Annotated in this window: 17 protein-coding genes and 1 pseudogene; 9 read left to right on the top strand and 9 right to left on the bottom strand. The window is 67.1% G+C overall.

Annotated features, from left to right (window positions below; translation table 11 throughout):
• Positions 1 to 215: 215 nt before the first annotated feature.
• From AC07R7_RS23980 to AC07R7_RS23965, 4 genes are all read left to right on the top strand, one after another.
• Positions 216 to 2,330, top strand: coding sequence for a sensor domain-containing protein (locus AC07R7_RS23980; protein ID WP_494636816.1), 2,115 nt, complete (start codon positions 216 to 218; stop codon positions 2,328 to 2,330).
• Positions 2,331 to 2,360: 30 nt separating this feature from the next.
• A complete protein-coding gene (locus tag AC07R7_RS23975) occupies positions 2,361 to 3,155 on the top strand; it encodes a response regulator (protein ID WP_494636815.1) in 795 nt (264 codons plus the stop codon).
• A gap of 546 nt (positions 3,156 to 3,701) precedes the next feature.
• Positions 3,702 to 6,536: a hybrid sensor histidine kinase/response regulator gene (locus tag AC07R7_RS23970; RefSeq protein WP_494636814.1), complete on the top strand. Its 2,835-nt coding sequence runs from the start codon at positions 3,702 to 3,704 to the stop codon at positions 6,534 to 6,536.
• 8 nt (positions 6,537 to 6,544) lie between these two features.
• Positions 6,545 to 8,134 carry a response regulator gene (locus tag AC07R7_RS23965; RefSeq protein ID WP_494636813.1) on the top strand — a complete coding sequence of 530 codons (1,590 nt, stop codon included), beginning with the start codon at positions 6,545 to 6,547 and terminating at the stop codon, positions 8,132 to 8,134.
• A 196-nt stretch (positions 8,135 to 8,330) separates the two neighbouring features.
• Here AC07R7_RS23965 and AC07R7_RS23960 read toward each other — a convergent pair whose 3' ends face one another.
• The 3 genes and pseudogenes from AC07R7_RS23960 to AC07R7_RS23950 form a co-directional block, all read right to left on the bottom strand.
• Positions 8,331 to 8,747, bottom strand: coding sequence for a ribbon-helix-helix protein, CopG family (locus tag AC07R7_RS23960; protein WP_125157540.1), 417 nt, complete (start codon positions 8,745 to 8,747; stop codon positions 8,331 to 8,333).
• Positions 8,744 to 9,403: pseudogene (locus tag AC07R7_RS23955) on the bottom strand (type IV secretory system conjugative DNA transfer family protein); the annotation flags it as partial. The gene AC07R7_RS23960 and the pseudogene AC07R7_RS23955, both read right to left, overlap by 4 nt.
• Positions 9,390 to 10,166: an ArdC family protein gene (locus tag AC07R7_RS23950; RefSeq protein WP_494636812.1), complete on the bottom strand. Its 777-nt coding sequence runs from the start codon at positions 10,164 to 10,166 to the stop codon at positions 9,390 to 9,392. The pseudogene AC07R7_RS23955 and the gene AC07R7_RS23950, both read right to left, overlap by 14 nt.
• A gap of 431 nt (positions 10,167 to 10,597) precedes the next feature.
• Between AC07R7_RS23950 and AC07R7_RS23945 the strand changes: the two genes are divergently transcribed.
• The 4 genes from AC07R7_RS23945 (at position 10,598) to AC07R7_RS23930 (ending at position 13,440) form a co-directional block, all read left to right on the top strand.
• Complete coding sequence (locus AC07R7_RS23945; RefSeq protein WP_494636811.1) at positions 10,598 to 11,017, top strand: hypothetical protein; 420 nt, start codon at positions 10,598 to 10,600, stop codon at positions 11,015 to 11,017.
• A 54-nt stretch (positions 11,018 to 11,071) separates the two neighbouring features.
• Positions 11,072 to 11,350 carry an HU family DNA-binding protein gene (locus AC07R7_RS23940; protein ID WP_125157511.1) on the top strand — a complete coding sequence of 93 codons (279 nt, stop codon included), beginning with the start codon at positions 11,072 to 11,074 and terminating at the stop codon, positions 11,348 to 11,350.
• Between the two features lie 185 nt (positions 11,351 to 11,535).
• Positions 11,536 to 11,679 (top strand): hypothetical protein, encoded by a 144-nt coding sequence (locus AC07R7_RS23935; RefSeq protein WP_494636810.1) that lies wholly within the window; start codon positions 11,536 to 11,538, stop codon positions 11,677 to 11,679.
• Positions 11,680 to 11,736: 57 nt separating this feature from the next.
• Positions 11,737 to 13,440: a recombinase family protein gene (locus AC07R7_RS23930; RefSeq protein ID WP_494636809.1), complete on the top strand. Its 1,704-nt coding sequence runs from the start codon at positions 11,737 to 11,739 to the stop codon at positions 13,438 to 13,440.
• 410 nt (positions 13,441 to 13,850) lie between these two features.
• On the opposite strand, the gene AC07R7_RS23925 is transcribed toward AC07R7_RS23930, so the two are convergent.
• The 4 genes from AC07R7_RS23925 to AC07R7_RS23910 form a co-directional block, all read right to left on the bottom strand.
• Complete coding sequence (locus AC07R7_RS23925) at positions 13,851 to 15,311, bottom strand: CehA/McbA family metallohydrolase (protein ID WP_099503497.1); 1,461 nt, start codon at positions 15,309 to 15,311, stop codon at positions 13,851 to 13,853.
• 74 nt (positions 15,312 to 15,385) lie between these two features.
• Positions 15,386 to 18,208, bottom strand: a complete 2,823-nt coding sequence (locus AC07R7_RS23920; RefSeq protein WP_246842018.1) for a TonB-dependent receptor — start codon at positions 18,206 to 18,208, stop codon at positions 15,386 to 15,388.
• 70 nt (positions 18,209 to 18,278) lie between these two features.
• A complete protein-coding gene (locus AC07R7_RS23915; protein WP_099503495.1) occupies positions 18,279 to 19,226 on the bottom strand; it encodes a FecR family protein in 948 nt (315 codons plus the stop codon).
• Positions 19,190 to 19,771 carry an RNA polymerase sigma factor gene (locus AC07R7_RS23910; RefSeq protein ID WP_099503493.1) on the bottom strand — a complete coding sequence of 194 codons (582 nt, stop codon included), beginning with the start codon at positions 19,769 to 19,771 and terminating at the stop codon, positions 19,190 to 19,192. The genes AC07R7_RS23915 and AC07R7_RS23910 overlap by 37 nt, the downstream gene beginning before the upstream one ends.
• Positions 19,772 to 19,992: 221 nt before the next feature.
• Here AC07R7_RS23910 and AC07R7_RS23905 point away from each other — a divergent pair, with 221 nt between their 5' ends.
• On the top strand, positions 19,993 to 20,970 hold the full coding sequence (locus tag AC07R7_RS23905) for a LysR family transcriptional regulator (RefSeq protein WP_099503491.1): 978 nt from the start codon (positions 19,993 to 19,995) through the stop codon (positions 20,968 to 20,970).
• Here the strand turns inward: AC07R7_RS23905 and AC07R7_RS23900 are convergent.
• A complete protein-coding gene (locus AC07R7_RS23900) occupies positions 20,877 to 21,818 on the bottom strand; it encodes a S1/P1 nuclease (RefSeq protein WP_099503489.1) in 942 nt (313 codons plus the stop codon). The genes AC07R7_RS23905 and AC07R7_RS23900 overlap by 94 nt on opposite strands.
• Positions 21,818 to 24,109 carry a TonB-dependent receptor plug domain-containing protein gene (locus tag AC07R7_RS23895; protein ID WP_099503487.1) on the bottom strand — a complete coding sequence of 764 codons (2,292 nt, stop codon included), beginning with the start codon at positions 24,107 to 24,109 and terminating at the stop codon, positions 21,818 to 21,820. Before AC07R7_RS23895 ends, AC07R7_RS23900 begins: the two co-directional genes overlap by 1 nt.
• Between the last annotated feature and the right edge of the window lie 158 nt (positions 24,110 to 24,267).

Here is a 24,267-nt window from a genome sequence, read left to right as displayed (position 1 = left end):
CTTAGAGGCGGCCAAGCCGCCAATTCGCTAATCCCTCCGGGGGCGAATTGTCGCAACGCTGCGCCACTTTTCTCGTTTTTACTCGTCCAACCCAAGCAAATACAGAAAACAGCCAGTCTGCGACCTCGCGTCACAGATGAATGCCGTTAGATCGCCACGGCTTGTTAGCGATGAATCTCGCAGGCTGGGAACACCGCACAGGTGAGGCCAAGCCCATGAACACCGCAAATGTTGTCACCCTCAATGTCGCCGCCGAGCGCTCCGCGGCTCCAAACGACGCCGAGGCGGCGTTGCGCGGCACGCTGGCCGACGCGCCTGTCCCGGTCGTATTGATGGATCTTGATCTTCGGCCTGTTTTGTTCAGCGTTGGCTGGACGTCCGAGCGCGTGACCCCAGAGGATCTCGATCCAAAGGCCCTACAATCGTTTTTCGTCGGCGACGACTTCAAGAACGCGGCGGGATGCGCCGTGGCGACAGGCGACCTGCAGACCTGCCGTGTTGAAACGCCCGTATCTCCCGACGGCGCGACACGCTGGTTTGAATTCAGCATCAGCCCTTGGCCACGTGACGGCGCGCCCATCCGCCGCGTTGTCGCGTCGGGGCGAGAGGTGACCGAGGCGGTGCTCGCCGCGCGCTGGGCCGAGGTCGTCCAAGCCCGCCTGGCCGAACAGGTCGCCCGGTTCGACGCGGCGCTGAGCAACATGCCGCATGGCCTTTGCATGTTCGACCAGGACACCCGGCTGATCCTGTGCAACGCGGCCTATGCCCGGCTCTACGCCCTGCCCGATGCCCTGACTCGGGCAGGGACGCCGCTGGACGCCATCCTGGAGCACCGCGTCGCCACGGGAAGCGGACCGCGCCATGCCGCGGCCTATTTCGACGCTCAGGCCGAAGCCTCGCTGACCGGCGAGGCCGCCGGCCGCGACGTCGAATTGACCGATGGCCGCACCATCCGCATCACCCACAATCCGGTTATCACGGGCGGCTACGTCGCCACCCACGAGGATGTCTCAGAGGCGCTTCGCGCCGCTGCTCAGATCCAATTTCTGGCGTTTCGCGACCCCCTCACCAGCTTGCCTAATCGCGCCGCCTTCCAGCGGGCCTATGACGAGGCTGTGACCGCCGCCGACCGGGCTGGCGAGATGTTTGGCCTGATCATGATCGACGTCGATCACTTCAAGGATGTCAACGACACCCTGGGCCATGACGCCGGTGACGCCCTGCTCAAGGCCATGGCGGCCCAGCTCAAGCGGGCTTTCCGCCGTGGCGACACCGTTGCGCGCCTGGGCGGCGACGAGTTCGCCGTCGTGCTGCGCGATCTGAAGAGCGAGCACGACCTGGCGCGCCCCATCGAGGTGCTGCAGGGCTTCCTGCGCACCCCGATCCAGCACGCCGGTCAGAGCTTCACGATCTGCGCTAGCATCGGCGCGGCGGTCCATGCTGACCTCGACGCTGATCCGTCTCATCTGTTGAAGAACGCCGACGTCGCCCTCTATCAAGCCAAGGCCAATGGCCGTAATCGCGCGGTCGTCTTCGCGCCGGCCATGCGCAGCGAGGTCGAACGCCGCGTCGAATTGCTGCGCGACGTGCGCTTGGCGATCACCCAGGGCGAATTTGACCTGTTCTACCAACCCCTCGTGGATCTGGCTTCCAACAGCGTGGCCGGCTTAGAGGCTCTGATGCGCTGGAACCATCCCGAACAGGGCGTCCTGCCGCCGGCCGCCTTCATGGCCGCCTTCGACGACAACGACCTTTCTCTGCAGTTGGGCGAGGTCGCCTTCGAACGGGCTCTGGCCCAGATGCGCGCCTGGCTGGATGACGGCGTCGAATTTGGCCGAGTGGCGATCAACATCTCCTCCAGCCAGTTTCGCACCGGCCGCCTGGCTCTGGATATCGAAGAGAAGCTCAAGCGCTGGAACGTCTCGCCCGAACGCCTGACCATCGAGGTCACCGAGAACGTCTATATGGGCTGGGGCGCGGAGGTGGTCAGCGAAACCGTGCGCCGCCTGCACGACGCTGGCGTCCTGATCGCCCTGGACGATTTCGGCACCGGCTACGCCAGCCTGGCCAATCTGCGCCAGTTTCCGATCGACCGGCTGAAAATCGACAAGTCGTTCGTTCAGAACGCCGAAGATGACGCCATCGTCCGGGCCGTCTGCACCCTAGGGGCCAGCATGGGCATGAAGGTGGTGGCCGAGGGCGTCGAGCGCCCCGACCAGTTGGCCACCCTGACCGGCTATGGCTGCGACCAGGTCCAAGGCTACCACTTCGCCAAGCCGATGCCGGCGGCCGAGGTGGCCGGGTTCATCCGCGGCTTCGCCAAACCCTGAGCAACCCGGCGGAAGGAAGGGAGCGCACCGATGTTTGAAGCCGATCCCAGGACGCGCAAGATCGTGGCGGCGGCGCTGCGGCGGGTGCTGATCCTCGATCCCAATCCCAACGCGATGCGGTTGCTCGCCGACCAGATGCGGGCGCTGGGTGAGGTCCAGATCCAGGGCGCGACCACGCTCGACGACGGGCTGGCGCTGGCCAGGTCCCTGCGCCCGGACATCGTCTTCGTCGAACACGCCAGCGCCGGTCTGGACGGCCTGGCCTTCACCCAGCAACTTCGGCGCGGGCGCCTGGAATGCCGCGAGGCGGCGGTCGTGATGTGCACGGCCGAGACCACGGCCTCGGCGATTTTCGGAGCGCGCGATGCAGGGGTTCACGAGTTCCTGCGCAAGCCCTTCACGCTGGGCGATCTGGAGCGACGGCTGGCGGCGGTCACACTCAAGCCTCGCGCTTGGATCGAGGCCGTAGGCTATGTCGGCCCCGATCGCCGACGGTTCAACTCCGCTGAATACAAGGGGCCCGGCAAACGGCGATCCGATTCAAAGGGCGGCGAGACCGCCGCCCAATTGTCGCAAGCCCTGCGCATCGTTCGCTCGGCCGCCCAACACCTGGACACCGATCCGGCCCAGGCGCGACGCGCCCTTGACGTACAAGCCAAGGACCTGGCCCGGATCGCCGGAGTGATGGGCGACAGCCGCCTGGCACGCGCCGCCGCAGCCTTAACCCAATCGGTTGGTCAGGAGGCGATCGTGGATCGCGACACCCTAACCCGCGCCATTGACGATTTGATCGGCTTGGTTCCAGCCGCCAGCTTGGCGGCTTAGGGTGCGTATGTGTCCGTCCATCGGTCGTTGGGCTTCTCAAGCTAGCCGTACCTGAAAGGGCGGCGCCCGAGCAGGTCAATCGTTCGACGTGCGACGGGTCCTGAAGATCATTCTGCCCAAGCGCGAACAGGCGCCGGTCGGCGCCCCGACCATGATCCGGCGCTGACGCCGCCAGCCCAGCATCGGAGATCGCCCAGCAGAGTCGAGCGTGGCGGCTGGTGCGTCCGTTGCTCGTCCGGTCGGGCGTGAGCGACACAATCTGCTGGGTTCGACCAGTAGGAGATTCTCGTGAGGACGCCTGATGCTGGATGCGTTGCCACGATTGGACAGCCCGCTTGGCGTGAGACTTAACGCCGACGCGCCTGGGTTGCAAAAGGCGAGTATTGGAATACCAATAACCGTGTCGCTGAAGTACAGCACAGGATAACCGCCTTGGCCGAACCCACCCCGGCAAGATCCCAGGAGCGGGACGCCCGTGCGCATGGCCAAGTTCCCGGCGCGTCCGTCGTCGCGCTGACTTCTTTTTTCCTGATTGGCGGCCTCCTGTTGGCGGTCGGACACGGCGCCTATCCCAATCTCCACACCATCCTCGACACAAGCATGGCGCTGCTCTCGGGCATCCTGGCGCTGAACCTGTGGGGCGCCGGCGAACAAGCCGATGGTGACATCGCCAAGCGTCTGGCCCTTGTCTTCCTGGCGACCTGCGCCGTGGAGGTCGTCCACGTCCTAGTGACGGTGGAATGGTCGGGCCCGCTGGCGCCGATCAAGGCCGCCAGCCAGGCGCTGCGTCCCTCGACCTGGCCTCCGCCGTCGCATTTGTTGCCCTTGGGGGTGATCGGCGCCCTGGCTTGGCCGGCGACCGGCCGCCGCTCCCTGTCGCTCTTCGCCTTGGCGGTTCTGACGACGGCGATCGCGCTCTTCTTCGCCTATCAACGGCTGCCGACCTACCTGCCGCCAGGTCTCTTGGGCGTCACTCGTCCGGCGCTGGTTCTGGCCCCCTTGCTCTGGCTCGCGGCAGGCGTGATGGCTTGGCGCTTGTCCGACCGCAACCGGATCGTCGCGGCGCTGCCCGTCACCGCCGCGGTCTTGGTCCTGGCCAACGCCGTCATGCTCTATTCGCGCTCCCCGGCCGATGCGCCCGCCATGGTGGCTCACCTGGGCAAGCTCGCCGGCGACCTCGCGCTTCTGTTCTTCCTCTTCCAAAACGCGTCGCGAGACATGGGCGACCGTGTCCGCGCCGAGGCCGCCCTGTCGCAACTCAACGCCCAACTGGACCGGCGCGTCGCTGAGCGGACGGCGCAGTTGGAAGCGGAAACCCAGGCGCGCCGGCAGGGGCAACGCTTGCTTGCGGCCGTCGTCGAAAACTCCCCTGCCGTCATCTATGTCAAGGATCTCAAGGGCCGCTACCTGATGGTCAACCGCCGCTATGCCGACATCTTCCATGTCGACCGCGATGCGATGATCGGGCGCACCGACCACGACATCTTCCCGGTGGAGATCGCCAACGCCTTCCGCGCCATGGACGTGCGCGTCGCCGCGGCCGACCAGCCGCTCACCGAAGAGGAGGTCGCGCCGCACGCCGACGGCCCCCACGCCTATATCTCGGTGAAGTCCCCACTGCGGGACGAAGCGGGCCAAGCCTATGCGGTGTTCGGGATCTCGACGGACATCACCGAGCGCAAGACCGCGGAGACCAAGCTTCGCACCCAGCTCGAACGCCTGCGCCTCCTGGACGAGATCACCCGCGCCATCGGCCAGCGCCAGGACAACCAGAGCATTTTCCAGGTCGTGGTCCGCAGCATCGAGGACCAGCTGCCGGCCGACTTCGCCTGCCTTTGCCTCTACGACGATGTGGAACGCACGCTGACGGTCGCCGCCGTCGGCGCTAACAGTTGCGCCCTGGCCCTCGATCTGGCCATGCCGGAACGGACGCGCGTCGACATCGACCAGAACGGCCTGTCTCAGTGCGTCCGAGGTCGCCTGGTCTATGAGCCGGACATCGCCAATGTCCCTTTTCCCTTTCCCCGGCGGCTGGCGAGCGGCGGCCTCGGATCGATGGTCTGCGCCCCCCTGCAGATCGAGAGCAAGGTGTTCGGCGTGCTGGTCGTGGCTCGCTTCGCGCCAAACGCCTTCGTCAGCGCCGAATGCGAATTCCTGCGCCAGCTCAGCGAACACGTCGCGCTGGCCGCTCACCAGACCCAACTGCATGGCGCGCTTCAAGCGGCCTACGATGACCTGCGCCAATCCCAGCAGGCGATCCTGCAACAGGAGCGGTTGAAGGCGCTGGGCCAGATGGCCAGCGGCATCGCCCACGACATCAACAACGCGCTGTCGCCGGTCTCGCTCTATACGGAAGCGATGATCGAGACCGAGACCGGTCTCAGCCCCGCGGGACGCGGCCAACTCGAGATCATCCGCCGCGCGGTCGAGGACGTGGGCCAGACGATCGGCAAGATGCGCGAGTTCTACCGGCTTCGCGAAACTCAGCTCGAGACCGAGCCAGTGCAACTGAACGAGCTTGTCGACCAAGTCCTCGAGCTCACCCGGGCGCGTTGGAACGACATGGCCATCCAGCGCGGCGTGGTCATCAAGGTCGAAACCGCCTTGGCGCACGATCTGCCGCCGGTGCTGGGCGTCGCCAGCGAAATCCGCGAAGCGCTGGTCAACCTGGTGTTCAACGCCATCGACGCCATGCCCGGGGGCGGGGTCCTATCGGTGAGCGCCGCCAAGACCGGGGGCGACGCCGACGCCGGTGTGCGGGTCGAGGTGGCGGACAGCGGGATCGGCATGGACGCCGAGGCAAGGCGGCGCTGCCTTGAGCCGTTCTTCACGACCAAGGGCGAGCGCGGTACGGGTCTTGGCTTGGCCATGGTCTACGGGGTCGTCCAGCGCCACGGCGGCGAGCTGGACATCCGCTCCTCGCCGGGCGCGGGCACGGTCGTTTCGCTGACCTTCGCCGAGGCGACGGACAAGGCCGCCGCGCCGGAGACGACGCTGGCCGTCCCGCGCCGACGGCTGCGCCTGCTGCTGGTGGACGACGATCCGGTGCTCCTCAAGGCGCTCGGCGACGCCCTGGAGACCGACGGGCACCTGGTCACGGCGGCCAATGACGGCGGCGCGGGGATCAAGGCCTTCGAGGCCAGCCAGATCGGCGACCGTTTCGACGCGGTCATCACCGATCTTGGCATGCCCTATGTCGATGGCCGGCGCGTGGCGGCCGCGATCAAGGGGCTGTCGGCCACGACGCCGGTGATCCTGCTCACCGGCTGGGGTCAGGGATTGCTGGCCGACGAGGACATCCCGCCCCATATTGACCTGGTGTTGAGCAAGCCGCCCAAGCTGCGCGAGCTTCGCGCCGCGCTCGCCCGCTTCACCACATGAGCAGATCCATGGCCGAAACCCAAAATCCGGCAGGCGATGGCGAGCAGCGGCCGCGCATCCTGATCGTCGATGACGAAGTGGCCAACCTCCAGGCCCTGCGCGTCACGCTCGAGAACCAAGGCTTCGACGTCGTCGGCTTCACCGATCCGGTCGCGGCGTTGGAGACGATCGCGCCGGGCTTGTTCGACGTCCTGCTGACCGATCTGAAGATGCCGTCGATCACCGGCGTCGATCTGCTGCGCCAAGCTCACGAGCGTGATCCCCATCTGGCCGGGATCATCATGACCGGCGAAGGCACGATCGCCTCGGCGGTGGAGTCGATGCGCAGCGGCGCCGTCGACTACGTCCTCAAGCCGCTCAAGCTCGGCAACCTGCTGCCCGTCCTGATAAGCGCCCTCACCCTAAGCCGCTTGAGGCGCGAGAACGATCAGCTCGAACAGAACGTCAAGGCCCGCACGGCCGAATTGGAGCGGGCGCTCGAGGAAGTCGATCGCCAGGCCGCCGAACGTCTCAAGGCCGAACAGGCCCTGATGCAGGCCCAGAAGATCGAGGCCATCGGCCGTCTCACCGGCGGGGTCGCCCACGACTTCAACAATCTGCTCGCCGCTGTGATCGGCAACCTGGAGCTCCTGCAGCGCAAACTTCCATCGGATGCGCCTTATCGGCGGTTTGTCGACAACGCCCTGGAGGCGGCCAATCGCGGCGCCAAGGTCACCGGCCAGCTCCTGGCGTTCTCCCGCACCCAACGGCTCCGGTTGGAGCCGTTGGAGGTCGACGCGATCTTGCGGCGCGGCGATCCGCTGCTGCGCCAGGCGCTCGGCCCGGGGGTTGATCTCGAAATGGATCTCGAGGCCGAGGGCGTCTGGGCCAGCACCGACGCCACGCAATTGGAACTGGCGGCGCTAAACCTGATCGTCAACGCGCGCGAGGCCTTGCCCGATGGCGGCGTCGTGCGCCTGAGCACGCGCCTCGAAGCTGATCGGATCGTCCTTGAGGTCGCCGACGCGGGCGTCGGGATGGCCCCCGAGGTCCTGGCGCGCGCCACCGAGCCCTTCTTCACCACCCGGACCGGGTCCGGAACTGGCCTCGGCCTGGCGCAGGTCCATGGCTTCGCGCGCCAGTGCGGCGGCGATTGCGAAATCGATAGCGCGCCCGGCGCGGGGACGCGCGTGCGCGTTGTCTTGCCGCGCACCGAGCCTCCGGCGCTGATCGTCGAACCACCGCCAGCCCCGGTGGCGACGCAGCGGGACGGCCTTCGCGTGCTCGTCGTCGACGATGATCGCCTGGTCCGCGACAGCCTTTGCGACGCCCTGACCAACGAAGGCTTCCGCGTGCGGTGCGCGTCCGACGGCCCCTCGGGACTGGTCGAATTAGAAATCGAGACGCCGGACGCCCTGGTGCTCGACTATGCGATGCCGGGCATGACCGGCGCCGAGGTCGCGCGCCGAGCCCAGACCACTCATCCCCACCTGCCGATCGTCTTCCTCAGCGGCTACGCCGACTCTCTGGCCTTGGACCAGATCGAGGCCGCGGCCGTCCTGCGCAAACCGATCGCCATCGCCGATCTCAGCCGCGCGGTACGACTGGCGATCGGGTAGACAAAGCGGCGAAGGCTCGCGCCGCCCCCGATGGAAAGTCCGATTTGGCCCAGGCTTCGTGCCACAGACACTTGGCCTGGCACCAACCAGCAGATCTTCGAAACTGCGTTGGAGACAGGGTTTTCTGACTTGGGGTCTCCCCCGCTCACGGCTTGGTGCCTTCCAGTGAACGGACCTTCCCAAGGTCGCCTAAGAGTCATGTTTGCCCCTCTCCGAGGACGTCGTTCAACACCTCCTCGCGCAAGAGACGTCCTTCTGAAATCCGTCGCGATAGCAAGTCGATGAACGCCGCATATCGCTCCTGCCCCTTCGCGCTCGCCGCCCGATCTTCCACCGCCGACATCGCCGGCGTCACCTTCAGCCAGGTCTTCACGAAGAGCCCGATGGCCTCATTGGCGATCGTGACGTCGCGCTCGAGCCGATCGAGCTGCCGAGACATCCGATCGAGCCGGCGAAACAATGCCGCCTCCCCGGCTTCGGCGCTGTCGGGCGACAGATAGGTCTCGACGGCCGCCCGGACGATCTCAGACTTCTGCCGTTTCGTCCGGCGGGCGCGGTCGTCCAGGACGCGGATGGTATCGCTGGTCAGGAACACCTTGGTGGGGATCTTCATGCGTCGCTCCACAGCGGGATGCCGTCGTCACGATCCAGCGCCGCCTGGCGCGCCACGCCCGTAAACCGGCGCTGCAGTTCTCGCCCCTGCTGGGCTTCGTCACCTTCCTGATCCACGCCCAGATGGACGTCATCATCGCGGTACTGCGGCGGTGGGACTTCGAGACTATCCAGGTCAGGTTCTCGCTTAAGCCCGCCGTCATCTTCCGCCGTCGAGCGCCCAGCCGTGCTTGTGGCCATCGCCGAGACCACGCCACACCAATCGGCCGCAATGCGCGCGTTCGGGACGCCCGCCGCAGTGTCCAGCACACAGACCCGGCCAGCGAGACGTGGATCGGCGTAGTAGCGGATCTTGGTCGCCCGGATCGGCGGCGCGCCAGCCACCAGGACGATGGCTTCGTGCGGCGGCAGCTGCATGACCTCGCCGGGCGTGAGCAGCGGACGCGCGGTTTCCTGGCGCGAGACCATCAGGTGTCCAAGCCAGGGAGATAGCCGGTGGCCCGCATAGTTGGCCATCGCCCTCATCTCCGTCGCGGTGCCCAACGTGTCGCTGATCCGGCGCGCGGTGCGCTCATCGTTGGTCGCGAACGCCACGCGGACGTGACAATTGTCCAAGATCGAATGGTTGGACCCGTAGGCGCGCTCAATCTGGTTCATGCAGGGCGGTGCGGTAATAGTCGATCTGCTGGCGGAAGGCCGGTTGAGGAGGAACGCGAATATAGTCAAGCGCCGGGGCGTAGCAGGCCTCATGGCCGCCGATCCGAAAATCCGCCCGCGTCGCGGCGATCAAGGCCTCGACATGGGGGATGATCTGCCGCTCGGGCAAGGGTGCGGGCGCCGCCGCCAAGGTCTCAAGGCCCTCGCATTGATCGACGTTGAAGACGGTGAAGCGCTTGAGGAACGGCACCGCGCCGGGCGCGTCGCCCTCGCGCGCCGCCCGCTCCTGCTCGGCCTTGGGGGTGAACTTGTCGGCGAAGACGACGGTGGTCCCGCGCTCGCCGCGCCGCACCTGCCCGCCCGCCTTCTGGGCTTGGCGGAAGGTCAGCCAGCCCTGGGTTTCATAGCCATGCTCGATGACCGCGCCCCACAGCAGCAGGATGTTGACCCCCGAATAGCTGCGCCCCGTGGTGGCGTTGCGCGGCAGGCCCGGCCCGGTCCCGCCGACCTTGCCCCACGGCTTGACCCAGGACAGGCGCCCGGCCTCCAGTTCGCCGATGATCCGGCCGGTGACTTCGTCATAGAGGCTGGCGCGCGAACGCTCCGGCTCGCCCTCTCGGCGGGTTTCATCCGGGTCGGCCGAACCGTCCCCCTCCCCACCGCAGGCCGGGGCAGCGCCCCCCGGCCGGGCCGCCGAACCGAAGGCGGACGTCCTTGACGCAAGCTTGACCGTTCCCTGACGGCCTTTCCGGGAAGAGCGCATGAGGTGGCCTCCATCCCCGCCCCAAACCCCGCGTCCTTTCGCCGGAAAGGGGGGTGGGCGGCGATGAGCGACCGGAGAGGCCCGCCGCAGCGGGCGGCGACACCCGAAGGGCCGTAACGCAGTGGAGGACCGGCCGAAGGCCGGTTGCCGCCGTCCGTGGCGGGCCTAGAAGGGCGCGTCGCCCACCCCCCTTTTTGGAGAAAGGATCTTCAAGAGAGTCATCGCGCGCCGCGCGATGGCCTTATGCGGGCCAACGGCCCGCCCCTGCGCCAGTGATCGTGACCCGTATGGGACGAGACCCACTCGGGGCTCGACGGCCTTGGCCGTAGAGCGCGATCGCGGCGTGACGCGAGGCGCCTAACCTTGCCCGGCGGCTTTGACGTCGAGGCCGGACTGCCGGACAACAGGGCTGCCCTGGCGAGGATTTCCCGATGACCGATGCCCCGTGGACTGAAATCGAACGCCAAGCCCTGGCCCGCGCAACGCTGGCGCTGGTCGAGACCTGCGTGCGCAACACCAAGCTCGAGGACTGGCATGCCGGCCGCGAGATCATCAGCCCGGCCGGCGATTTCAGCGACGTGAAGATCGTCAGCCCCGCGGGGGAAATCCCCTACCTGGAGGCATCGCGCATTTCCGACGCCGAGATGAAGGCCTGGATGATCGAGGTCACCAACCGCGTCTTCACCTTCCTCAGCTTCCCCGCCCAGCCGATCCAGCTGGGCGGCGCGGCCCGCTGGAACACGCCCAAGCTCGACGAGAAGATGGCCCAGGGCATTCGCAATCGCATCGCGCTCCGCGACGGCGCCGATCCCGCATCGATCTACGGCGGGCGCGCGCTCGATCCAGGATGACAAATCAGCGCCGCGCGGCCAGTTTGGCCGGCCCAACACCGCAGGACCTTTTCCATGAACGTTTCAGACCTCGTCGACGCCGCCGTGGCCGCCGAACCCAAGCTCACCAAGACCCAGGCCAAGGCTATGATCGACGGCGTCTTCAAGGCGCTGACCGACGCCGCCGTGAAGGGCGAGGAAGTCTCGATCCCGGGCTTTGGCAAGTTCAAGGTCCAGGCCAAGCCCGCGCGCACCGGCCGCAATCCCTCGACGGGCGCGACGATCGAGATCGCCGCCAGCAAGAAGGTCGCCTTCACCCCAGCCAAGCAACTGAAGGACGCGGTCAACGGCTAAGCACGGTCGAGGCCAGAGACCAGCAGGGCTGGTCTCTGGAGCGGCGCCCGCCACGCATTTCTCTTGCCGCCCTTTGCTTTGCCCCTGATCTCCCTCCCATTGTCACCGAAATCGCCTTGTTCGAACGCTGGGCCATGGTCCGCCCGCGCCCCAAAACTCGAACGCGAAAAAAGCCGGGACCGCGGATGTCCCAACCCCGTCTGCGAAACGTCTCTGTCATTGAAATCGGCGATTGGCCGAGCGTCCTGCCCGTGACCGAGCAGGAGCTCCGGGTCGTCGAAACCATGATGGCCGAGGTCCTCGACGAACTGTTGGGGGCCTTGCCGTGATCAGGAGTTCGTTCGATGGCGCGTCAAAGCAGCACTGCGACTAGTGGCCGGGGGCGCGTGGCGCTCTATTTGCGGGTGTCCACCGGACGCCAGGCCGACAGCGACCTTTCGATCCCCGACCAGCGCCGCCAGCTCGAAGCCTATGCCCAGGCCAAGGGCTGGGCGGTAGACGTGGAGTTCGTGGAACCTGGCAATACCGCGACCGACGACAAGCGGCCGGCGTTCCAGGCGATGATCGACGCGGGCCTGACCAAGCCGCCGACCTTCGACACCATTCTCGTCCACTCGTTTTCGCGCTTCTTCCGCGATCAGTTCCTGTTCGAGTTCTACACGCGAAAGCTGGCGCGCAACGGCGTGCGGCTGGTCTCGATCACCCAGGAGCTGGGCGACGATCCCATGGGTCTGATGATGCGCCAGATCATGGCGCTGTTTGACGAATACCAGTCGCGGGAGAACGCCAAGCATACCCTGCGGGCGATGAAGGAAAACGCCCGCCAGGGCTTTTGGAACGGATCCCATCCGCCGCTCGGCTACCGTGTCGTGGACGCCGAGCAGCGCGGCACGAAAACCAAGCGCAAGCTCGAGATCGATCCGCAGCAGGCCGAGTGCGTCCGCCTGGTGTTTCGCCTGGCGTTGATGGGCGATGGCCAGAGCGGGCCGATGGGCGTCAAGGCCATCGTCAACCACCTGAACGCCAACGGCCTCAAGACCCGCGACGGCGGCCGCTGGGGGATTTCATCCGTCTACGGCGTCCTGACGCGCACGACCTATGTCGGGGAGCATCGCTTCAACACGCGTGTCTACAAGAGCGGGGAGCAGAAGGACGAGTCCGAGCACGTGGTCATGGCCGTGCCGGCCATTGTAGACCGCGAGACCTTCGACACGGTCCAGCAGTTGATGAACCGGCGTAACTCCAGGACCGAGGGCGGCAATTTCGCCGCCAGCCCGGTCTTGCTGGCGGGTATTTGCCACTGCGGCGTCTGCGGCGGGACCATGACGCTGCGCACCGGTCAGAACGGGCGCTACCGCTACTACACCTGCGCCAGCCGGGCGCGCACCGGACCCACCAGCTGCGGCGGCCTGGCGGTGCGCATGGATCTGGTCGACGCCGCGGTCGTCCACTACCTCGAAAATCGCCTGCTCGATCCCAAGCACCTGAAGGGCTTGATGGCGAACATCATCGACCGCCGACACGAGTGGGTCGAGAGACGCCACAAGCATGTCGGTGAGCTGCGCAAACGCGCCACGGAGGCCCAGGCCCGTCTCAAGCGGTTGCTGGACGCGATTTCGACCGGCGCCATCGAAGCCTCCGATCCCGACCTCAAGGATCAGATGCAGGAACTCAAAAAACAACGCGACACCGCCAGCGCGGACGCTGACCGCGCCGAGCGCGCTATCGACCGCCTCGGCCCGATGATCACGCCTCAGCTGCTGACGCAATTCGCGGAGGCGACACGAAAGGCGCTGCGGAATGAGGACGGCACGTTCCGCCGTGAAATCCTGCGCGCCATCGCGCAGCGCGTCGAGATCAAGTCGAAGGTTGAGTTGGAAGTCGCCGGCTGCCGGGTCGAACTGTTTCGATCCCTGGCGGCTTCGAACGGCGTGAAGGCTGCGGCGCTCGCAATTCCTTCTCGTGTACCGGAGTGGCGCGCCTTGTCGGATGAAACCGATAACTACGAGTACGCTATTGTACTCCATAGGCTCTCTAGGAGGGACAAGGGGCGCAAGCGTGGCCCTCGAGTCAAGCACCTGCTCACCTGAGCGCCGCGCCGAGACGTCCGCCTCGCGCCACTAACGGACGTTGGCGCGCCTCCGGCAACAAGACATCCGGTTAAAGCGCATCACTCAGATTGCTCCTGAGCTGGTGAGGTGATGATTGACTGCAAAGAGCGCGACAGGTTTCCTTCACCTCCGCAGAGAGGAGATGTTCGCATGCGCTCTACGCCGCTCACCTCCGACGAAGTCGAAGTCCTTCAGGACGTTAGAAAGATTGGAAGCCTAGTCCTACAACCCGAGGCTCGAAGCTTCGCCCATGCCAAGAGTCTGACGGATAGGGGCCTGCTTCGTTGTGTAACGCTGCGCGGCGTATCGACCTCAACATTTTTGTTGTCTGGCGAAGGTATCGCTTTCGCTCGCTGCGGAAGCGGCGACACCAAGGGTTAATCGCCATCTCAGGTCGCGGGCGATAAATAGATCGGATTCCCGATCAAAAGCAGCCGCCTTCCGGCATCACGAACATTGGCCCGGACCCAGGTCTGGCGCCGCCCCATCCGGATTTCGAACTGGCCCTTCGCCGACACTGGCGGGTGGATCCGAACGCCGTCCTGAATGAGCTCCAGCCCAGCGCGATCCGCGCCAGCGATTGTCGCGATGAAGGAAATTGTCCTGCCGGGCTTGGCCTTCAGCACGCCGCCCATAACCGCCGATGCTCCGTCCACGCTGGCGGACAGGTCGAGCATCCGATCGCGCGCGCCTTCCAGATCAATAAAAACACGCCCGGCGCGCAGGCCCGCCAACAAGGCTTCGGATGAGAGCCCCTCCGCGCGGATCACGGTCGTGGGTCGCCCGACGGCTGACGGCTGGCCGCGCGGAACCCCGGCGTCATGGTTGTCGCTGCCGCCGATCGCGGTGATCCGGCGACCCTGGTTCAGCTGAGCCTCCCAGAACGGGACGCCCGACAGGATGCCCTCGAAGCCGCCCAGCGCCTTCTCGTTACCGCCGTTGACGACCTCGATCGCCTGCACCGCGTCGAAGTCGGTGTCCTTGGCGGTCCAGCCGCAGCCCATGCATTGTTCGCCGGATGGAACGGCGGGGTGATTTATCGAGAAGACGCCGCCGGCGGCCTTCACCGCGCGTTGCAGGTCGCGGATCGACGGCGCGCTGCCGGAGCCCAGGCGAAAGTCGATGAAGGCCGTCGGCCCGAAAACATTGGCGTGCCCCTGGAAGGTCGTGACCTCGCGGCCGGTCATCAGCAACAGGTTCGGGAAAGACGGCTGGAGCTCGGCCAGGGCCTGCGCCTGGCTCGTAGTGTTGTGGTCGGTCACGGCGATGAAATCGAGGCCGGCGCCCTGGGCCGCCAGCACCGTGCGATAGACCGGACAAGGGGCGCGCGGCGCGTCTCCGGTGACGCAGCCGCCGTCGCTGTGGGCCGTGTGCATGTGCAGGTCGCCGCGATACCAGCCGGGCGTCGTCGCCCTGGCCAGGGCGACGGGCGGCGGCGCGGGCGCGCGCTGGAACCAGACCTTCGCCTCATAAGTCGCTCGGGACCCCGCTCGGGCGTTGGGCACGCCCAGCAGCAAGGTCCACTGGCCGGCCGGCAGCGGCCCGGGCAGGTAACTGGCGGTCGCCGCCTCGGTGGAGATGAAGAAGGTCTTCTTGTTCCCGCCGCTCCAGCCCCGGAAACGGACGGGATCCAGAAGGCCAAGATCGACCACGGTGCGGTTCTCCCGGCCCGTATAGTCAAAGGCGACGGACAGGCCGGTGACGCCGGCCGGCACGTCGAAGGTCACGAGCTTGTAGGTCTGGTGGTCCGCGCCGGTGATCTCGCCGGTCAGGACTAGGTCGGGCCGGCCTGTCTGGGCCAAGGCGGGCCACGCGATCAACATGGCGACGAGAGCAATCCAGCGGAGCATGGCGGCGTCCAAAGAGAAGGGCGGCCGAGACTGCGGCCGCCCGAGTTTAGGGGAACAAGGTCAATCGGCTCGCCTCAGAAGCGGTAGAGCAGCGCCGCCTTGAAGGCCCGGCCGAACTCCGGCCGACCGACGCCGTAGAGCGCCCCGGCCTCGCCGCTGATGATCTGGCCCGCGCGCGGATTGCCTTCGGTCAGGCCCAGCTCGTTGGTCAGGTTCGTGCCGTAGGCATAGATCGACAGCGCGTCGCTGACGTTGAACCGCACCGTGGCGTTGACGAGGGTGTAGGCCGGCAGGCGCGAGGTGTTGGCCGCGTCCGAGAAGCGGTCGCCATAGCGCTCGATGCTGCTCTCGATCCGCAGACGGCGATCCATCAGATTGACGCCGGGGGCGAGGCGGAACGCGGTCTTCGGTACGCGCACGAGGCGGTTGCCGGTGAAGTCGCGCGTGCGGCTGGCGGTCCCCGCCGGCGGCTTGATCTGGCAGGTCGGGTCCGAGGCCGAGACCGCGCAGCTCTCCTCGAACTTGTAATCGCCGAACTCGGGGTTCTGGACGGTGGCGCTGAACCCGAGGTCGAACCAGTCGAGCGGGCGGATCGTGCCCTCCAGCTCCAGGCCCAGCGTCTTTGTGTCGGTGATGCTGGTCTGGTTCACATAGGCGCCGGTGGTCGGATTGAAGACCAGGCTGCCGAAGGTCAGGGCGTCATAGGCGGTGTGGAACACCGTGGCGTAGAGGTCGAGCTTGCCGGTCGTCAGCTTGTAGCCCGCCTCGGTCAGATCCATCGTCTGGACGATCGGCGCGGTGTTGGTCGCGTTGGTGATATAGTCGCCCAGCGACGGCAGGCGGAACGCCGAGGTGTAACGGGCGAACAGGCCCATGTGCTGGCTCAGCCGATAGTCGGCGCCGAGCGTCCAGCCGGTATGGTCAAACTTGCGGGTGAAGCGGTCGTAGACGCCGGAGCCGGCCAGCACCGTGTCGTCGGCCGGAGTCGGCGAAAGGCCCAGATTGATTGTCGCCGTCCGCTCGCTGCGGCCGGTGAACTCCACCTTCTCCCAACGCACGCCTGCGTCGATGCGCAGGGCCGACGTCACTTGCCACTCGTCGGTCAGATAGAGCGCGGTGGTGTTGGACTTGCCGTCGCCGTTGGCGAATTCGGCGCCATAGCGGCTGATGCCATTCTCGGTGAGGCTGGAGAGCACCTTGCCCGTCGCGTCGACGGTCACGAGATCGAGGCGCCGGGCGTTGTCGCGCACGTCCAGCAGGGCGTTGGCGGAGTAGCGGTTGAAGGCCTCTTCGACATGGGCGTGGTAGACCCCGGCCGCCACGTCATGGGTCTGGCCGCCGATCTCGAACTTGTGCAGCAGGCGCGTGTCGCTGATCAGTTCGTCCAGCGGCACGGAGACGTAACGCAGCGAGCCGTCCAGCACGAGGCCGTTGCCGTTCTGGCCCGCGCCCGTGGTGTTGAAAACCTCGCTGGGACTGGTCGCGTAGCGCAGCTGGACGTCGGTCGCGCCGGGCGTCGCCGCCAGCAGGGCGGCGCGATACTGCGCGATGCGGGCCGACCCCAGCACCGGCGTGTTGGGGAAGAGGCCGATGCGCTTGGACTCCGAGGTCCGGTAGCGCAGCGTCTCCTGCAGGCGCCAGCCATCGGCAACGTCGTATTTCACGACGGCGGTCGCCTGGGTCAGCTTGACCTCGGTGCCGCGCGACAGGTCCCAGTTGAACGGCCCCTTGGGTCCGCGCAGGGTCAGCTTCTCGGTCTCGGGTCCCGCCAGGGTCCCGGTCAGCGGATCGAAGCCCGGCGCCGCGCTGGGCTCGCCCGCGGCGTTGAACTTCAGCGGCACGCCGGCGAACAGGATGACGTTGTCGTCCAGGTGCTTGATGTTGAAGTCGACGCTGCCGCGCTGGAAGTCGCGACCGATCGAGGCGCGGACCTGATAGCCCTTGTTGGCGGTGAAGCCCGGATCGCGGATGCCGTCGTCATCGCGCCAGAAGCCGCCGAGGCTGGCGCGCCAATCGCCGATCGGCCCGCCGACATAGGCGTCGACGCGCTTGAGGCCGTAGTCGCTGGCCTGGACCTTGACGATGCCCTCGCGGGTTTCGCCCTTGCGGGTGATGAAGTTGACCGTGCCGCCCGGCGCGTAGGAGGCGAAGATCGACGACGGACCGCCGCGCACCACCTCGATGCGTTCGATCGTCTCGTCCAGGCGGAACGATTGGTCGGCGTTCAGATATCCCAGGCCGCCGTCATGCTGCACCGGCGCGCCGTCCTCTTGCAGAGCGATGGCCGAGAAGCCCTCCTGGGGAATGCCGCGCGCCCGGATGTTGGCGCTGGCCTCGCCGCCCGACGCCTCGACCCAGAAGCCCGGCACCGACTTCAGCGCGTCGGCCACGCCCATCGGTGACCGCAGGCGCAGAGTCTCTTCGTTCATCGTCGTGACGGCGTAGCTGGTCGACAGGCGCGTGCGGGCGTCCGAACCCGCGCGAGCGGTGACGATCAGCTCCTCCACCGTCGAGACCTCAGCGGCGGCCCCGCCGGCGGCCAAAGGGCCGCCGCCTCGCTGGCGCAGGGTGATGACCTCGGCCGTGGCGGAGGCGATCTCCAGGTCGCTGCCCTCGATCAGACGGCGCACGGCTTCCTCGCGGCCGTAGGCGCCTTGCAAGCCCGCCGTGCGGTGCTTGGCCGCCACGTCGTACGGGAAGAGGATCTGGACGCCAGCTTGACGCGAGAAGGCGTTCAGCGCCTGGGCCGTGTCGCCGGCCGGGATCTTGAATTCCACCCGCGCGGCCGCTTGCGCATGGGCCGCGGCCGGCGCGAAGGCGACGAGCGCCGAGGTGGCCAGAAGCAGACAGGCGCCAAGGCGCGGCGCTCCGTGGCGCGTCCAAGTCTTGATCATCATATTTCGCCCCATCTAGGTCGCCGAAAAACCGGCGTCTCGCTCAGCAAGATGGAGCGGGGGCGAGAAACCTCTATCGAGATTTGAGAAGAATTCGTGACGATCCGTCGTCGATGATCCGTAGGCCGAACGTTGTCCGGAGGGCCTCCAGGAAGCTTTCGGGGTTACCGGTCAGGAAACGGCCACCCAGACGCATCGCGCCGACCTTGGGCTCTTCTATGACCATCTTGCGTACGAGGTAGCGATTGTACTCCTCGACCGCGTCGGACAGGCGCTGCCCCTCGAAAACGATTTCACCGCGACGCCACGCCTGAACGTTCTGGACCTCGTCTTCCGGCGCGGTCGCGACGGCGACGCCCGTGGCGGTGACGGCCAGGGCCTGGCGGGGGTCGGTGGCGCTGATCACGGCGGCCTGGGTTTCGCCCGCCGCCGTCCGGACCGCCGCCCGGCCAGCCAGCACGATCAGGTCCAGCCCCGTCGATCTCAGGCGCGCGTTGAATTGGCCTGGCGCGAGGTTGGCCAGCCCGGTCGGCGTGAAGAGCTCGAACGGCCGCAGCGCATCGTGGGCGATCGTCAGGGCGATCTCCCCTCGCCTTAGCCATAGCCTTCGCCGGTCGCGACCAAAGCGCCAGAGCACTTCGGTGTCGGTGTTCAGCTCGACCGAGCTGCCGTCCGGAAGCGACATCGTGCGACGCTCCCCCACCCCGGTGACCGTGCGGGCGCGCAGCCACTGGTCGCGCCCCAGATAGGCGGCGCCCGAAAGGCCCGCCGCGAGGGCGAGACCGCCGCCCAGCCACGCGCGCCGGCTCATTGCCGGCTGGGCCCGAGGCGGCGCGTCGCGCAGGGCGTCCAGCCGGCTCCACGCCGCGGCGACCTCGGCGAAGGCCGCCGCGCGGCGAGGGTCGGCGTCGCGCCAGGCTTCGAATTCCCGGGAATCCGCTCGTCCGGCGTCCAGGCGCGCCAGCCACTCCGAAGCCTGGGCGATCAGCGCGTCTCTGTCTTGATCGCCCGCTTGCGCCATGTACTCGCCTTAACTCCGATCCTTCGGCCTTCGTCCGCCGCCAACGCCTTGGTGAGTAGGGCCAATCCCTTGGCCAAGTGCTTTTCAACCGTAGAGATGGACAAGTTCAACCGAACCGCTATCTGGCCCGGCGCAAGCCCCTCCATTTTCCGCAGCGTGACCACGCGTCGACATTGTTCCGGCAGCCGATCGACCGCCTCTATCACGCGCAGCAACTCTTCCCGAGCGCTCGCGACGGCATAGGCGTCCGGCGCAGGATCCGGCAGAGCTTCCATCTCCAGCACTCCGATCTGACGGATGCCGACGACCTTGGCCCGCCGAACGCGCTCGAACGCGAGGTTTCGAATGATGGTGAGGACAAAGCGCTCCGGGCGCTCCAACCGGCGCCAGTCCTGAACGCCAAGCACTTTGGCGTAGGCTTCTTGCACGAGGTCCTCGGCCTCGACCGCGTCGCGCGTCAGCTTGCGCGCATAGGCGCGATAGCTCGGCGCGAACGGCAAGACCGCCTCGGCGAACCATTTGTCGATGTCGCGTAGCCAGGCCATCACGCCGCGTCCCGTCAGCGATCACCGCCGACTCTCGATTGCTGCACTAGCGACCCCGGGTGTCAGTTTAGCGACACCGCCTCGACGACGGATGTTCGAGCGCGCTCGCCGTCCCGGCGCCGTTTTCGGGCGCGCGATACTGAGGCGGCGCTAGATCATTCGCATGCGTTGGCTGTCACAGTTCGCGGCTACGGTGCCACAGCGTATGGACTGAGTGATCGATGCAGCGTCGGCTTCCGCCCCTTGAAAACATACAGGCGTTTATCGAGGCGGCTCGCGGCCCGAACTTCCGTGCGGCCGCAGAGCGTTGCGCCATCAGTCCCGCCGCCTTTTCGCGCCGCCTGCAAGCGCTGGCCTCGCAATTCGATCGCGTCCTGTTCGAACGCACGCCCGAAGGCCTTCGGCTGACCGAGGCCGGAGCGCGTTGCCTGCGCGAATTGGAACCGGCCTATCTGGAACTGCGCCGAGCGACCCGCGCCGCGGTGGGGGACGATCTCGAGCAAAGTGACGTGCGCCTATCCCTGTCGCATTCCCTGGCGGTCGGCTGGCTGATCCCGCGCTTGGGTGATCTCGGCAACGTCGCGCCGGACATCCGGCTGTCATTCGACACCATTCGTGACGACTCGGCGCTGCGGCGCGGCGCGGTCGATCTGGCGGTCTGTTTTAGCGACACGGATTTTTCGGGCCTCTCGTCTCGCGCGCTGATCACTGTTTCGGCCACGCCGGTCGCCTCGCCGGAGGTCGCGGCGCGCTTCCAGGCCAATCCCGACCTCTCGGCCTTCCCCCGGCTCGCCGTCAGCGTTCCGCTCAACGTCTGGGACTGGTGGACGGATCAGGCCGGCCTGACCCGTCTAGCCGCGACCACACGCTTCGACGTGATGCAGGCCGCGTACGAGGCGGCGGCCCAGGGCATGGGCGTCGTCCTGGGCGCCCTGCCCACCGTGCAGCCCTATCTCGATGATGGCAGGCTCGTCGAACTGGGCCTTCCCTGGCTCAAGTATCCCGGCGAGTACCGCCTGGCGGCCACGAGCGCCGGAAGACGGCGGCGCTCGGTCGCGACGGTGTGGTCTTGGCTGGAGCGCCAGGCGGCCAGCACTCCGACCGTCTATCTGTCAAAGGCTTCGCGAAGCAGGTCGGACAGCCTGTACCCCGCGAGCGCGGCCCGCGCCTCGGCCACGGCTGCCGCCTCCTCGGCATAGCCCGGCGGCAACGCCTTGGCTTGCTTCGCCGACGGGCCGCCGACGGGTCCTGAAGCATAGACGCGGGACGCCGCCAGCGCTCGGCTCTCTTCGGCCCAATCGCTGTAGTTGGCCGCGACGGCGTGCGCGACGCCCGGCGCCAGGACCGTTCGCGGAAGACGGCGCTCCAGCTCGATCGCGCGCGCGCGCACCGAGCCGATGTCGCCTGCGCGATGGACGGCGTCGTCCCAGAACCAGTGCAGGGTTTCGGGACGGCCGGTCACGGGGTCGATGACGAACTGTTGGCTGCCGGCCTTGTCGCTTTCCGGATACTGGCTGGAGAACAGCTGCGCCGTATGGAGCGGTTGATGCACGTCTCCGGCGAGGTGCATCACCCAACACAGCGCCACGGCGCGCTGGGCGGGCGTGGCGGCGCGGTTGGCCATGACGCGGGCGTTGAGGGCGAAGGCCTCGACACCGTCCATGGCGACATCCGGAGCGGGCGCGTTGGCGGGCGGATCTTCGGTCCGGACAATGGGTTTTAGCTCCAGATGCCAGCTGGGTTGGTCATAACCGGTCAGACGCGCATCGTCGGGCCAGCGCGCGCACTCCATCATCAGCCGTAGCGCCCGCTCTCGCCCCTCGCTGCGGTCTTCGGCCACCTCGAACGCGCCCCGGTCGGGATGGCTGTCCAGCACCGCGACCACGCGATCGATGACCGCGGGATCCCGAACCTCCAGCGCGTCGAAGGCGATCGCGGCGATGACCATGTGCCCCGGCCGCGTCCAAGCGGCGGCCGGAGCGGCGTCAAACGACAAGGCGGTCAGAAGCGCCAGTCCCGCCGCGCCCAGGCATGTCCGAGCCCTCATCAAAAGCTGGCCCCGAGGCGGATGAAGTATTCGCGGCCGTCCACGCCGATACCCCCCGCTTCGGTATAGGGCCTCCCGTCGACCTGACCTCGCACCCGGTCGGGATAGGCGTCCGTGGCGTTCAGCACGCCCGCCTGAACGCGCATCCGCTCTGTCACTTGATAGGCGACCGTCAGATCCAGCGTGGCGTCGGAGCCGAACACTTGGATCGGCCCGACAGGGGCGGCTTTGTAGCGCCCGAAGCGCGCCGCGTCGGCCGTCAGGCTCCAGCGGCCCATCCGTAGATCCGCCGACAGGGTTAGCTTATTGCGGGGCTCGGCGTCGGCCAGCGTGTTCAGCGACGTCGCCGCCAGAAGCGGCAAGGCTGGGATTACCGGATTGCTCCGCAGTTCGCGGGGGTCGGTGTCGAACGCGGCGTAGCCAAAGGTCAGGCTCAGCTTGCCGTCACGGCCAATCTGGGTGCGCCAGTTCCCCGTGGCCTCGATTCCTTGGGTGCGCGTATCGAGAGCGTTGGTGAAGAAGCGAACCTGGCTGGCGTTGGTGATGCCGGCCTTCTGCAGGATCGCCGTGACGGCCGCACCGGTCAGGGACTCGCTGAGTGCGATGCGATCTTCAATTTCGATCCGGAAGGCGTCGAGACTGAAGGTCAGGCCCTCGCGGGGCGTCAAGACGACGCCGCCGGAGTAGTGTTTGGAAGTCTCCGGACGCAGATCGCTCGCCCCCAGGGCGCGGGCGACAGGATCGGTCACGGCGAAGGTGCCGATGTTGACCAGGGCGCCGGCGCTGAGCTGACTGGTGACCGTCGAAAAATACTGCTGCTGCAACGACGGGGCGCGGAAGCCGGTGCTGGCCGTCGTCCGCGCCGCCAACCAGGGCGTGGCCCGCCAGAACGCCGAGACCTTGCCCGTCGCCTTGCGTCCGAAGTCGCTATAATCCTCGGCGCGGCCGGCGACGCCAATGTCCAGACCGTTGACCGGGCTGAATTCGGCATCAACGAAAGCGGCCGACGCGTGGCGATCGACGTCGATCGGCTCTGGCGGGTTGAAGCCAGGAAAGCCTTGCGCGCCCGCGCCGGTGAACGAGGCCGTCTCGCCCGACCGGATCTTGAAGGTCTCGCGGCGATGCTCAAGGCCCAACGCTAGATTGGCGCCCGCCATCACGCCGCGAAAGGCGCGGCTGACCGTGAGGTTGGCTATGTTTTGGCCATAGGTCACGCCGCCTGAATCGAACCGCGTTGGGCTGCCCGCGCCGAGCGAAGTGTTGACGCTGTTGGACAGCTTGAAGTCGCCCCGGTCATAACCGGCGGTGTCGCTCAGATCGTAGCGCCAGCCCGCCATCTCGCCCCGCACGCCGACCGCGCCGCCCAGATCAAGCATGTCGAGATTGACGTAGGGCAGGAAGCCGTTGGGATAGAGCGTTGGCGCGACGCTGGGCAGGCGAAAAAGCGGCGTGCTGGTCGAGTCGCGCCAGGCCAGGGTTCCGAAGCCATAGGCGCGCGCGTCGCCAGGCAGACCCACCTCCGCATTGGCGGTCAGCAGCAGGTTTGTCGCCTCGGGATCGCCCGTGCGCTGGCTGACGCGACCGACGCGCGGATCGATCTCGGCCGAGTTGGTCGGCTTTCTGTTCCGGGCCTCCCCAGTCACGGTGAGGAACCCGTCGTGGCCGAGCCGCAGGCCGAGGCGACCCGCCCCGACGACGGACTGGCCATCGCCATCCTCTGTCACGCCGGTTGTGAGCGTCGCCTCGCCGCCGCGAGCGTCGGAGCGCAGGACGATGTTGATCACGCCGGCGATGGCGTCCGAGCCATACTGAGCGGCCGCGCCATCGCGCAGCACCTCGATGCGGGCGATAGCCGCGACCGGGATGGTGTTGATGTCGACCGGCACCGTGCCGCGGCCGACGCCGTTGTTGAAGTTCAGCACCGACGAGGCATGGCGGCGATGGCCGTTGACCAGGATCAGAACCTGATCGGGGCCCAGCCCCCTCAGTGAGAAACCGCGCGTGCTGCTGGATGACGGCGAGGTCTGGGAGCGCGGATAGTTGAACGACGGCGCCAGGAAGCCGAGGACCTTGCCCAGGTCGGTGAAGCCGCGCTGCGCTAGCATTTCGCCGGAGAATACGTCGACCGGCGCGGCGGTCTCGGTCGCCAGGCGTCCCGGCACCCGCGACCCGACCACCAGCACCTCGTCCAGCACCGTTTCCGGAGGTGACGACGACTGGGCGAAAGCCAACGTCGCACCAAACGACACCGTCAGCGCCGCACCGGCCGCCAACCCCTTGAACACCGTCATGACTGAAACCCCCGTCTCGTGACGAGGCGTTTAGTCCGAGCTCCCACCACGGCGCGAACGCAAAGGCCGCAACGGCGTTGCGCGGCGCGCAACGTCCCCAGCTGCTCTGCCTTCGGTCTCCGATGAAGATCGCACGAGCGCACCTTCTCTTGAGGGTC

The sequence above is a fragment of the Caulobacter sp. GW821-FHT05F04 genome (genome assembly GCF_059419665.1).
The sequence above is the reverse complement of the archived record's forward strand: the minus strand, read 5'-3'. Positions and strand labels throughout refer to the sequence as shown.